Origin of the sequence: Variovorax sp. OV084, from assembly GCF_900111625.1 — a bacterium.
GTDB lineage: Bacteria > Pseudomonadota > Gammaproteobacteria > Burkholderiales > Burkholderiaceae_C > Variovorax.
This window is the reverse complement of the sequence record NZ_FOII01000030.1, coordinates 24280-35498: the sequence shown is the minus strand read 5'-3', so window position 1 is coordinate 35498 and position 11219 is coordinate 24280. Positions and strand designations below refer to the sequence as shown.

Genomic DNA, 11219 nt, shown 5'->3' with positions numbered 1-11219 from the left:
AAATAATTCCGATACACATCACAAAGGATGCCCACCATGAGACATTTCCATCTCAACCATCACCACTGCCACACCGCCCGCGGCGAACATGAAGACGGCCTTTCCGGCGGTCGCGGACACCGTGGCGGCCGCGGCGGCGGACGCGTGTTCGGCCATGGCGGCCTGCGCTTCGTGCTGCTGCAGCTCATCGCCGACAAGCCGGCCCACGGCTACGAACTGATCAAGGCCATCGAAGACCGCCTCGGCGGCAGCTATGCGCCGAGCCCCGGCGTGGTCTACCCAACCCTCACGCTGCTCGAGGAAATGGGCTACCTCAGCGTGGAAACCGCCGACGGCAGCGGCCGCAAGCGCTACAGCATCACGGCCAGCGGCCAGGAATTCCTCACGGCCAATCGCGAGATGGCCGACGCCATGATGTCCCGCATGAGCGGCGGCGTCGACGGCGCCGGCCCGCGCGGCGGACGCCCGCCGCAGGTCACGCGCGCCATCGAGAACCTCAAGCTCGCAATGCGCATGCGCCTGTCGGGCGTGCTGACCGAGCAGCAGGCCCACGACTTCGCCGCGGTGCTCGACAGCGCCGCGCAGCAGATCGAAAAGATCTGAACCCCATCTCAACCCGCCCTGCTCACCCAGGACTTCTGCAATGACTGACTTCAGTACTTCATCTGCTTCCACCGCCCCCGACCGCACGCCGCGCCGGGTGCGCCACGACCTGCGCTTTCGCCAGCTCACGGTGAAATCCGCGCAGCGCGTGACGCCGCACCTGATTCGCATCACCCTCACGGGCGACGACCTCGCGGGCTTCACCAGCCCCGGCTTCGACGACCACGCGAAGATCTTCTTTCCCGATGCCACCACCGGCAAGCTCACGCTGCCCACGGCCGGACCCGAAGGCCCGGTGTGGCCCGCAAGCGGCCGCCCCACCATGCGCGACTACACGCCGCGCCGCCACGACGCCAAGGCCGGCACGCTCGAAATCGACTTCGCGCTGCACGAAGCCGGCCCCGCCACGCAGTGGGCCGAGCAGGCCAAGCCCGGCGACGTCGTCGGTGTGGGCGGCCCGCGCGGCTCGTTCATCGTGCCGACCGAGTTCGACTGGCACCTGCTGATCGGCGACGACACCGCCCTGCCCGCCATCTCGCGTCGCCTGGCCGAACTGCCGGCCGGCTCTCGCGCGGTAGTGCTGGCGGAAGTCGACAGCGAAGCCGACGAGATTCCGTTCGACACGCAGGCCGAACTCACGTTGAAGTGGGTGCACCGCCGCGGCACCGAGCCGGGCCTGAGCCCCGTGCTGCTCGACGCGCTGAAGGCCATGCAGCTACCGGCCGGCGATTTCCATGCGTGGGTAGGCTGCGAATCGGCCATCGCCAAAGCGCTGCGCGCGCACCTGGTGGGCGAGCGCGGCGCGAACCCGAAGTGGACGCGGGCCTCGGGCTACTGGCGTCGCGGTGCGGTGGCAACGCACGACACGCACGACGAGTGATGCGGGTCTTTCAGTGCGGCACTTCGGCCGGGCCTGAGGCGGCCGCACTGCGCCTCGGGCTTTTGATCAGCAACAGCAGCGGAATCGCCAGCACCGTGATGATCATCATGATCGCGAAGTCGTCCAGGTAGCCGATCAGCGCGCCCTGCCGCGTCACCTCCGCATTCAGCAGCGCCAGCCCCGTCATCGTGTCGGGCGACATCATCTGCGGCAGCGTCGACAGCGCGGTGTTGCCCGGCGCCACGGTCGACGCGATCTGCGCATGCGCCTTGCTCGAGCCTTCGGTCAGCAGCGCCTGCACGATCGAGATGCCTACGCTGCTGCCGATGTTGCGCAGCAGGCTGAAGATGGGTGTGCCCTGGTTGCGCAGCCGCGGCGCCAGCGTGGCGAAGGTGGCGGTCGACAGCGGCACGAAGGTGAAGCCGATGCCCAGGCCCTGAATGAAGCCCGAGACGATGATCAGCGTGCTGTCCATCTGCAGCGTGAGCCGCGTCATCTGGTAGAGCGAGAACGCCGTGAGGCCGAAGCCCACGGCCATGATCGCGCGCACATCCACCTTCTGCACCAGCCGGCCCACGATGATCATCGCGATCATGGTGCCGACGCCGCGCGGCGCCGTCACCTCGCCCGTGTAGACCACCGGATAACCCATCAGCCCCTGCAGGAAGTTGGGCAGCAGCGCCATCGTCGCGAACAAAATCATGCCGACGATGAACGCGAACAGCAGGCCGGTGACGAAGTTGCGGTCTTTCAGCAAGTCGCGGTCGAAGAAAGACACGCCCTGCACCGTCCACGTGTGGACCACGAAGAAGCCGAAGGCCACCAGCGCGGCGGCAGCTTCGAGCTTGATCTCCCACGAATCGAACCAGTCGAGCTGTTCGCCACGGTCGAGAAACAGCTGCAGCATGCCGATGGCCAGGCTCAGCGTCACGAAGCCGAAGATGTCGAGCTTCTCGCCCTGCGGCCGGCTCTCGGGCAGGTAGCGCGCGATGCCCCAGAAGGCGAAGATGCCCACCGGCAGGTTGATGAAGAACACCCAGCGCCAGTCGAAGTTCTCGGTGAGCCAACCGCCCAGCAGCGGCCCGAGGATGGGTCCGACCATGATGCCCGCGCCCCAGATCGCCATTGCCTGGCCGACCTTCTCGCGCGGGTTGATGTCGAGCAGCACCGCCTGCGACAGCGGCACCAGTGCCGCGCCGAAGATGCCCTGCAGCAGCCGCGCGGCCACGATGCCGACCAGCGAGGTCGCAAGCCCGCACAGCGCCGAGGCCACCGTGAAGCCGATCACCGAGATGATGAACACGCGCCGCCGCCCCCAGTGGCCGCACAGCCAGCCGGTCAGCGGCAGCGCGATGGCCGAGGCCACGATGTACGAGGTGAGCACCCAGGTGATCTGGTCCTGCGAGGCCTGCAGGCTGCCCTGCATGTGGGGCAGTGCGACGTTGGCGATCGTGGTGTCCAGCGCCTGCATGATGGTCGCCAGCATGATCGATATGGTGATCATGCCGCGGTGCGGCACCTTGGTTCCGGGCGCGACGCTCATGGCTTCTTGCCCTCGCCCGAGGTGATTTCCACGAGGCTGCCTTGCACCTTGGCGAGCAGGCTCAGCAGTTGCGCGCGCTCGGGTTGCGACAGCACCGCCATCACGCGGGCATTGAGCCCGTCGCTGAGGCTGAGCGCGCTGTCGAGCGCTTTCTCGGCGCTCGGCTCCAGATGAATCTTGTTGACGCGGCGGTCCGTGGCGCTGGGCTCGCGGCGGATCCAGCCGGCCGCAGCCATGCGGTCGCACAGGCCGGCCACGGCCATCGGGGTCAGGTCGAGCCGCTGCGCGAGTTCGGCCTGAGAGAGGGGCTCTTCATCGCCGTGCATGGCCAGTGCGCCGAGCAGGCGGCACTGGGCGCTGGTGAGGCCGATGCGTTCGCGCGCGAGGCGGTCGAACTCTTCGCTGTAGAGCTTGCCCACGCTCTTGACGAGGAAGCCGAAGCGCTGGGTGAAGTCCCTTTTCATAAGGGACTTGATTATCTACATGTTTATTAGTTGGGACTTAGCAAGCCCCCTCGCACTCACACACTCACAGTCAAAGCCAGCCGGCGCGCCGGAACCGGTAGTAGAGATAGCCGCAGGTGCTGACGATCAACCCCAGCGCCACCGCATAGCCATAGCGGAATTTCAGCTCCGGCATGTTCTCGAAGTTCATGCCCCAGATGCCGGCGAAGGCGGTGCACACCGCGAAGATGCTGGCCCAGGCCGCGAGCCGCTTGGTGACTTCGCTTTCCTCGATGGTGACCATCGACAGGTTCACCTGGATCGCCGTGCCGATGGTGTCGCGCATCGCGTCGATCGAGCCGTTGATGCGCCCCAGGTGGTCGCCCACGTCACGAAAGTACTCCTGCGAGCTCATGCAGATCTGCGGCACGCGCCCTCCGTGCATCTTGCCCGATGCCTCCAGCAGCGGCGCCACCGCACGCTTGAGGATCATGCTGCGCCGCTTCAGGTCGTAGAGCTGCTTGATCTTGTCGCGCGCTGCGCCGCCCTGGCCGAAAAGCTGCTGCTCGATGGCTTCGAGCTCGTCCTCCAGCGCGTCGATCACCGGAAAGTAGCGGTCGACCACCGCGTCCATCAACGCATACAGCACGAAGCCCGCGCCGTTGCGCAGCAGGTCCGGCTCGCGCTCGCAGCGCTCGCGCACGCCAAGAAAGCCCTGCTTGCTGCGGTTGCGCACCGACAGCACGTAGTTGCTGCCGACGAACACGTCGACCTCGCCCACGTTCGTGCAGTGCTCGCCCTCGGGCGATGGCTCGACCATGTGCATGACGACGAAGAGCGAGTCGCCGTATTCCTCCATCTTCGGCCGCTGGTGGCCGTTGCGGGCGTCTTCCACCGCGAGTGGATGCAGGCCGAATTCGTGCTGCATCACGCTCAGTTCTTCCGGTGAGGCGTCGCTCAGCGCCACCCAGACGAAGCAGCCCGGCCGGCTGATGTAGTCGCTGATGGCCTCGACCGAGATGTCGGCGAGCTTGGCGCCGTTTTCATAAGCGACGCAATTGATCAGCATCGGTACTCTTCCATGTTCAATCTGGACGTCGATCAGGTCGTCGCGTTGGAATTCGAAGTTGCGGCCAGTTGGGCGGTGGCCGCCAGCGAAGCCTCGATGGCTTGCGTTTCGCTCCTGAGCAGCGCGAGCCCCTTTTCAGCCAGCGCGGAATGGCTCGCAACATCGGCCCACAGGCTGGCCGCGGCTTCGGAGCATGTCAGCGATGCGAATCGGATGCGGCCTTTCGCGAGATCGACGAAGCGCGCCTCGCGCAGGGGGTCGGTCCGGTCCCAGGCACCGCCGATGATCACGCGCTTGCCGCGCTTGATGCGGGGTTCGAGTTCCGCGAAGAAAGGCAGCTTCGCCGACACCCAACCCAGCATGCCGGTGCTGGCCGCGGTGTCGAACGCGGATGGAGCGGCGTGCGCTTTCGCAAAGTCGCGCAAGGCACCCAAGTTGTAGAGCACCGGGTCCTTGGGCCCCGCTGCGCCGCCTTCCACCGGCCTGATGACAGACGGGCTATGGCCCGCGCGCCCCTCGGGCCGTTTCGACTTTCGCAGCTCCGCAAGCTGGGCCGGTGTTATGCACAGATACAGCGCGGCAAGCTCTGCGGGCAAGGTGGCGCTGCCGGGCAGCGCAGCCGCGTTCGCTTCAAGGCCTTTGAAATCATCCAGCTGGGCCATGGGCGCCTTGTTTGTTCTTCACGCGGGGGTCGCGTCGGGGGATTTTAGAGTGGTGGGTGCGGGCCCGGCCGGCGCCTTGCGGATGTCCCATACAAGATAATCCGAGCCAAGGCTCGCTCGGATACCCCGACACAGACACAAGGCGAAATCATTGAATTCGAAGGATAAATCGACGGCATCCCCTGGCGGGGCAGAAGCAACGCTCGGGCACACCCCGATGATGGCCCAATATCTAGGCCTCAAGGCGGACCATCCGGACACCCTGCTGTTCTACCGGATGGGCGATTTCTACGAACTCTTCTGGGCCGACGCCGAAAAGGCCGCGCGCCTGCTCGACATCACGCTCACCCAGCGCGGCCAGTCGGCCGGCCAGCCGGTGGTGATGTGCGGCGTGCCCTTCCATGCGGTCGACACCTACCTGGGCCGCCTTATCAAGCTGGGCGAATCGGTCGCCATCTGCGAGCAGGTGGGCGAAGTCGGCGCCAGCAAGGGCCCGGTCGAACGCAAGGTGGTTCGCGTGGTTACGCCCGGCACGCTGACCGACTCCGAACTGCTCAACGACAAGAGCGAGTCGCTGCTGCTCGCGGTGCACGCGGGTTCGCGCAATTTCTGCGGGCTGGCATGGCTCAGCGTGACCGGCGCCGAACTGCGGCTGGCCGAGTGCCCGGCCGACGCGCTCGAAGCCTGGATCGCCCGCATCGCGCCCAGCGAACTGCTGTACAGCGCCGAAGTAACGCCTGCCTTCGAGCAACGCCTGAAAGCCGCGCGCAGCGCCACGCCCTTCACGCTGTCGATCCGCCCGGCGTGGCAATTCGACGGCGGCCTGGGCGAGCGCAAGCTGGCCGAGCAGATGGGCAGCAACAGCCTCGCCGCCTGGAACGCCGAATCGCTGACCAACGCGCATGCCGCAGCCGCCGCGCTGCTGGGCTATGCCGAGCACACCCAGGGCCGCGCGCTCTCGCACGTGCAGCGCCTGTCGGTCGAGCGCGACGGCGACCTGATCGAGCTGCCGCCCACTACGCGCCGCAACCTCGAACTGGTGCAGACGCTGCGTGGCGAAGACTCGCCCACGATGTTCTCGCTGCTCGACACCTGCATGACGGGCATGGGCAGCCGCCTGCTGAAGCGCTGGCTGCTCTCGCCCCGGCGCGACCGCTCCGAAGCGCAGGCCCGGCTCGAAGCCATCGGCGCCCTGCAGTCGACCGTGCTCGGTGGCACTGCCGCACCGTGGCGCACGCTGCGTGAGCAGCTCAAGAACACGAGTGACGTGGAGCGCATTGCAGCCCGCATCGCGCTGCGGCAGGTGCGCCCGCGCGAACTGCTGGCGCTGCGGCTGGCGCTATCGAAAGCGGAGCAGCTTGCGCCCTTGCTGCCTGCGTCTGCAAACCTCCTGGCCCAGATCACCGAACGCCTGGCCCCGCCGCCCGGCTGCGCCGACCTGCTGACCAGCGCCATCAAGCCCGACCCGTCCGCGCTGGTGCGCGACGGCGGCGTGATCGCTACCGGCCACGACGCCGAGCTCGACGAACTGCGCGCCATCAGCGAGAACTGCGACGACTTTTTGCTGAAGCTCGAAATCAGCGAACGCGAGCGCACCGGCATCAGCAACCTGCGGGTGCAGTTCAACCGCGTGCACGGTTTCTACATCGAGGTGACGCAGAGCGCGCTCTCGAAGGTGCCCGACAACTACCGCCGCCGCCAGACGCTGAAGAACGCCGAGCGCTTCATCACGCCCGAGCTGAAAGCCTTCGAGGACAAGGCCCTGAGCGCGCAAGACCGCGCGCTGGCCCGCGAGAAGTGGCTGTACGAGCAGCTGCTCGACGCGCTGCAGCCCTCGGTGCCCGCGCTCACGCAGCTGGCCGGCGGCATCGCCACGCTCGACGCGCTGTGCGCGCTGGCCGAGCGCTCGCACACGCTGCACTGGCGCGCACCGAGCTTCGTGGCGCACCCCTGCATCGAGATCCAGCAGGGCCGCCACCCGGTGGTGGAAGCGCGGCTGGCCGAGAAGTCGTCAGGCGGCTTCATCGCCAACGACACGCAGCTCGGGCCGCAGCAGCGCATGCAGGTCATCACCGGTCCCAACATGGGCGGTAAGTCGACGTACATGCGGCAGGTGGCCATCATCGTGCTGCTGGCCTCCATCGGCTCGCACGTGCCGGCGGCAGCCTGCCGGCTCGGGCCGATCGACGCCATCCACACCCGCATCGGCGCGGCGGACGACCTGGCCAATGCGCAGTCGACCTTCATGCTCGAAATGACCGAGGCCGCGCAAATCCTGCACAGCGCCACGGCGCAGTCGCTGGTGCTGATGGACGAGATCGGCCGCGGCACCAGCACCTTCGACGGGCTGGCGCTGGCCGCCGGTATCGCGGCCCAGCTGCACGACCGCAGCAAGGCCTTCACGCTGTTCGCCACGCACTATTTCGAGTTGACCGAGTTTCCGGCCACACACCACGGCGCCGTGAACATGCACGTGAGCGCGACCGAGGCGGGCCGCGACATCGTGTTCCTGCACGAAATGCAGCCCGGCCCTGCCAGCAAGAGCTACGGCATCCAGGTGGCGCGGCTCGCGGGCATGCCCGCGGCGGTGGTCAACCATGCGCGGCAGGCGCTGGAGGCGCTTGAATCGCAGCATGCGCAAACTCGTGCACAGGTCGACCTGTTTGCACCGCCTCCGGTGGCCGAGACACCGCTGGCCAGCGCCGTAGAATCCGCGCTGGCCGCGCTCGACCCCGACACCATGAGCCCGCGCGAGGCCCTCGATGCCTTGTATGCCCTTCAAAAACTGAATAAACGTGAACTCGGTGCCGCATGATCCGGCGCCGGTCATGCCAGACGAACCCATGACTTACTGCGTAGGCATCAAACTCAACGCCGGCCTGGTGTTTCTCTCCGACTCGCGCACCAACGCGGGCGTGGACCACATCAGCACCTTCCGCAAGATGATCGTCTACGAGCAGCCGGGCGACCGCGTCATGGTGCTGCTGTCGTCGGGCAACCTGAGCATCTCGCAGTCGGTGCGAGAAATCCTCCAGATCGAGGAGCTGCGCGAAACCCGCGAAGACGGCACGCAGGGCGAGCCCATCACCATCTGGAACGCGAAGAGCATGTTCGATGCCGCGCGCGTGCTCGGCTCGGCGGTGCGCCACGTGTACGACCGCGATGCCGAGGCGCTCAAGCATGCGGGGCTGGACTTCAACGTGTCCTTCATCTTCGGCGGGCAGGTCAAGGGCGAAGGCATGCGCCTCTTCCTCGTCTACGCGGCCGGCAACTTCATCGAAGCCACCACCGAGACGCCCTACTTCCAGGTCGGCGAATCGAAGTACGGCAAGCCCGTGCTCGACCGCGTGCTCACGCCCGAGACGCCGCTCGACGAGGCAGCCAAGTGCGCGCTGGTGTCGATGGACTCGACCATGAAGTCGAACCTGTCGGTCGGCCTGCCGCTCGACCTGGTGGTGTACGAGGCCAACAAGCTCGAAACCGACCGCGTGATCTGCATCGACGCCGACAACCCCTACTACCGCATGGTGCACAGCAGCTGGGGCCAGAAGCTGCGCGAGGTGTTCGACAGCATCGAAGACCCAGTGTGGGACGACAGCCAGACCGAGCATCCGCTGAAGATGCCCGCAACGCGCCACAGCCCGCTGCGCAAGATTTCCACGCCAGACGAGAAGCTGATCTGACCCCCGTGCCCCCGGTCGTCTTCTCGCACGGCAACAGCTTTCCCGCGAGCACCTACCGCGTCGTCCTCGACAGCCTGCGCAACCGCGGCTTCGAGGTCGATGCCATCGAGAAATTCGGGCACGACCCGAAGTACCCCGTCACCGACAACTGGCCGCACCTGGTGCAGCAGCTGGCCGACTTTGCGAAGCTGCGTGCCGACCGCGCAGGCGGACCGGTGTTCCTGATCGGCCATTCGCTTGGCGGGTTCCTGAGCCTGATGTGCGCGGCGCTGCACCCGGAGCTGGCGCGCGGCGTGGTGCTGATCGACTCGCCCATCCTCGGCGGCTGGCGCGCGAACACGCTCAACGTGGTCAAGCGCACACCGCTCATGAAGAGCATTTCGCCCGGCGCCATCAGCCGCAAGCGCAAGAACAGCTGGGAGCATCGCGAGGCGGTGTTCGAGCATTTCCGCAGCAAGAAGGCGTTCGCGAAGTGGGACGAGCAGGTGCTGCACGACTACATCGACCACGGCACCTTCGATGCCGACAAAGCTGGCGAGGACGGCCGTTCACTGAGCTTCGACCGCGACGTCGAGACCGCCATCTACAACACCCTGCCCCACAACCTCGGAGCGCTTCTGCGCGCGCACCCGCTCAAGTGCAAGGCGGCCTTCATCGGCGGGCGCCAGTCGGCCGAGATGAAGCGGGTGGGCATGGCGATGACCGAGCAGGTCACCAGGGGCCGCATCGCCATGATGGACGGCACGCACCTCTTCCCGATGGAAAAGCCGCTGGCAACAGCCGCGGCCATCGAGGCCGCGCTGCGCAACCTGCTCTGAGCGACCGCGCCGTCACCCCTGGGTGACGTGCACCCCGGGCCGCCGGCCCGCATTCCACTTGCCGTCGAGCGCCCGCTCGATCTGCGCGGCCAGCTGCAGCAGCAGCCCGTCGTTCGCCTGCGCCGCCTGTGCCTGGATGCCCAGTGGCATGCCGTTTTCCTGCGTGGCCATCGGCAGCGAGATGCCCGGCATGCCGCACAGGTTGGCCAGCGGCGTGTACGCGAAGTTCTTCCAGAGGTTGGCGAACCAGTCGTAGACGGACGGGTTCGTGCTCGTCGTCAGGTACTCGCTAGTGCCGACCTTGGGCGTAGGCAGCGCGGTGATCGGCGTCAGGATGATGTCCCAGCGCTGGAAGAAATCGCCGAAGGCGCGCGAGGTGGTGTTGAACACCGCCTGCATCTTCGAGCGCTCGGTGTACGAGGTGTGCAGCCCGGCTTCCCAGATCTTGATGTTGATCGGCTCCAGCAGCTCGGCCGGCGGGCGCTCCAGCCCCAGCCGGTGCAGGTGGCCGTCGATGACCTGCGCGAAGTTGCTGATGTAGCAGGTGGTCTGCGCGGCAAAGGCGGCTTTGAAATCGACCTCGGGCAGCACCCATTCGACGTGATGGCCCAGCCCTTCGAGAAACTTGCCGACGCGCTCCAGCTCGGCCACGAAATGCGGCGTTGCACGGAAGTCGCCCCACTCGTGCGACAGCGCGATGCGCAGGCGGCCCGGGTCGCGCCGGATGAGTTCGCTGTACGGCTCTGCTGGCGACCAGAAGGGCATGAACTCGCCGGGCGCGCCGCCGCGGCAGTGGTCGACGAAGGCCGCCGTATCGCGCACAGTGCGGCTGTGGCAGCCCTGGATCGACACCAGCCCCGAGAGGTCCGACAGGCCCGGCGCCAGCGAGAACACGCCACGCGACACCTTCAGGCCAATGTTGCCGTTCACGCCCGCCGGAATGCGGATGGAGCCGCCGCCGTCGGTGGCATGCGAGAGCGGCAGCACACCGGCGGCAACGGCGGCGGCCGTACCGGCCGACGAGCCGCAGGTGGTGTATTCGAGGTCCCAGGGGTTGCGCGTGGTGTGCAGCGCGTTTTCCGCCGAGCTGCACACGCCGAACTCCGGCGTCGTGCTGCGGCCCACGATGTTGAGGCCTGCCTTGCGCAGCTGCTGCGTGAGAAAGCTGTCGGCCGCCGGGCGATGGCCCTGCATCATCATCGAGCCGAATTCCTGCAGCCGGCCCTTCAGCGTCGGCCCGAGATCCTTCATCAGGTAGGGCAGGCCCGCGAACACGCCATCGGGGTTCATGCCGTCCTTCAGCGGATCGGCCACCACGTCGTCGAACACCTCGACCACCGCATCGAGTTGCGGGTTGAGCTTCGCGATGCCCGCCGCGGCCTGGGCCGCCAGCTCCGCCGCCGTCACGTCGCCCTTGCGGACCCGTTCCGCCAACCCGATGCCGTCGTGATCGGCCCATTCGTTCCAGCTCATTGCCAGCGTCATCCGCGGTGCTCCATTCTTTCGAGATTTCGTTTC

General features: G+C 67.0%; 10 protein-coding genes. 5 read left to right on the top strand and 5 right to left on the bottom strand.

Going from position 1 to position 11219, the window contains the following annotated elements; all coding sequences use genetic code 11:
• The first annotated feature begins 36 nt into the window (after positions 1–36).
• Positions 37–603, top strand: coding sequence for a PadR family transcriptional regulator (locus tag BMW87_RS32890; protein WP_093059065.1), 567 nt, complete (start codon positions 37–39; stop codon positions 601–603).
• Between the two features lie 40 nt (positions 604–643).
• Positions 644–1483: a siderophore-interacting protein gene (locus BMW87_RS32885; protein ID WP_093082408.1), complete on the top strand. Its 840-nt coding sequence runs from the start codon at positions 644–646 to the stop codon at positions 1481–1483.
• A gap of 10 nt (positions 1484–1493) precedes the next feature.
• On the opposite strand, the gene BMW87_RS32880 is transcribed toward BMW87_RS32885, so the two are convergent.
• The 4 genes from BMW87_RS32880 to BMW87_RS32865 all read right to left on the bottom strand — a co-directional run bounded on the left by BMW87_RS32880 (position 1494) and on the right by BMW87_RS32865 (position 5200).
• The gene (locus BMW87_RS32880) at positions 1494–3026 is read right to left on the bottom strand and encodes a DHA2 family efflux MFS transporter permease subunit (protein WP_093059063.1); all 1533 of its coding nucleotides are present in this window, start codon (positions 3024–3026) and stop codon (positions 1494–1496) included.
• Complete coding sequence (locus tag BMW87_RS32875; protein WP_093082406.1) at positions 3023–3490, bottom strand: MarR family winged helix-turn-helix transcriptional regulator; 468 nt, start codon at positions 3488–3490, stop codon at positions 3023–3025. Before BMW87_RS32875 ends, BMW87_RS32880 begins: the two co-directional genes overlap by 4 nt.
• 70 nt (positions 3491–3560) lie before the next feature.
• A complete protein-coding gene (locus tag BMW87_RS32870) occupies positions 3561–4538 on the bottom strand; it encodes a magnesium and cobalt transport protein CorA (protein WP_093082404.1) in 978 nt (325 codons plus the stop codon).
• 32 nt (positions 4539–4570) lie between these two features.
• Positions 4571–5200, bottom strand: coding sequence for a hypothetical protein (locus tag BMW87_RS32865; protein ID WP_093082402.1), 630 nt, complete (start codon positions 5198–5200; stop codon positions 4571–4573).
• A gap of 217 nt (positions 5201–5417) precedes the next feature.
• Here BMW87_RS32865 and mutS point away from each other — a divergent pair, with 217 nt between their 5' ends.
• The 3 genes from mutS to BMW87_RS32850 are packed head-to-tail and all read left to right on the top strand — an operon-like array spanning position 5418 to position 9701.
• Entirely contained in the window at positions 5418–8015 is a 2598-nt protein-coding gene (gene mutS / locus BMW87_RS32860) for a DNA mismatch repair protein MutS (RefSeq protein WP_093082400.1), read from the top strand.
• Between the two features lie 28 nt (positions 8016–8043).
• On the top strand, positions 8044–8883 hold the full coding sequence (locus BMW87_RS32855) for a proteasome-type protease (protein WP_093059103.1): 840 nt from the start codon (positions 8044–8046) through the stop codon (positions 8881–8883).
• Positions 8884–8888: 5 nt separating this feature from the next.
• A complete protein-coding gene (locus BMW87_RS32850) occupies positions 8889–9701 on the top strand; it encodes an alpha/beta fold hydrolase (protein ID WP_093082398.1) in 813 nt (270 codons plus the stop codon).
• Positions 9702–9713: 12 nt separating this feature from the next.
• Here the strand turns inward: BMW87_RS32850 and BMW87_RS32845 are convergent, their stop codons facing one another.
• Positions 9714–11186: an amidase gene (locus tag BMW87_RS32845; protein WP_093082395.1), complete on the bottom strand. Its 1473-nt coding sequence runs from the start codon at positions 11184–11186 to the stop codon at positions 9714–9716.
• Between the last annotated feature and the right edge of the window lie 33 nt (positions 11187–11219).

Excerpts from the sequence above, each read along its gene's own strand:
- mutS (WP_093082400.1), top strand. The coding sequence starts at position 5,418 with ATGATGGCCCAATATCTAGGCCTCAAGGCGGACCATCCGGACACCCTG.
- BMW87_RS32870 (WP_093082404.1), bottom strand. The coding sequence starts at position 4,538 with ATGCTGATCAATTGCGTCGCTTATGAAAACGGCGCCAAGCTCGCCGAC.
- BMW87_RS32880 (WP_093059063.1), bottom strand. The coding sequence starts at position 3,026 with ATGAGCGTCGCGCCCGGAACCAAGGTGCCGCACCGCGGCATGATCACC.
- BMW87_RS32875 (WP_093082406.1), bottom strand. The coding sequence starts at position 3,490 with ATGAAAAGGGACTTCACCCAGCGCTTCGGCTTCCTCGTCAAGAGCGTG.
- BMW87_RS32890 (WP_093059065.1), top strand. The coding sequence starts at position 37 with ATGAGACATTTCCATCTCAACCATCACCACTGCCACACCGCCCGCGGC.
- BMW87_RS32865 (WP_093082402.1), bottom strand. The coding sequence starts at position 5,200 with ATGGCCCAGCTGGATGATTTCAAAGGCCTTGAAGCGAACGCGGCTGCG.
- BMW87_RS32885 (WP_093082408.1), top strand. The coding sequence starts at position 644 with ATGACTGACTTCAGTACTTCATCTGCTTCCACCGCCCCCGACCGCACG.
- BMW87_RS32855 (WP_093059103.1), top strand. The coding sequence starts at position 8,044 with ATGACTTACTGCGTAGGCATCAAACTCAACGCCGGCCTGGTGTTTCTC.
- BMW87_RS32845 (WP_093082395.1), bottom strand. The coding sequence starts at position 11,186 with ATGACGCTGGCAATGAGCTGGAACGAATGGGCCGATCACGACGGCATC.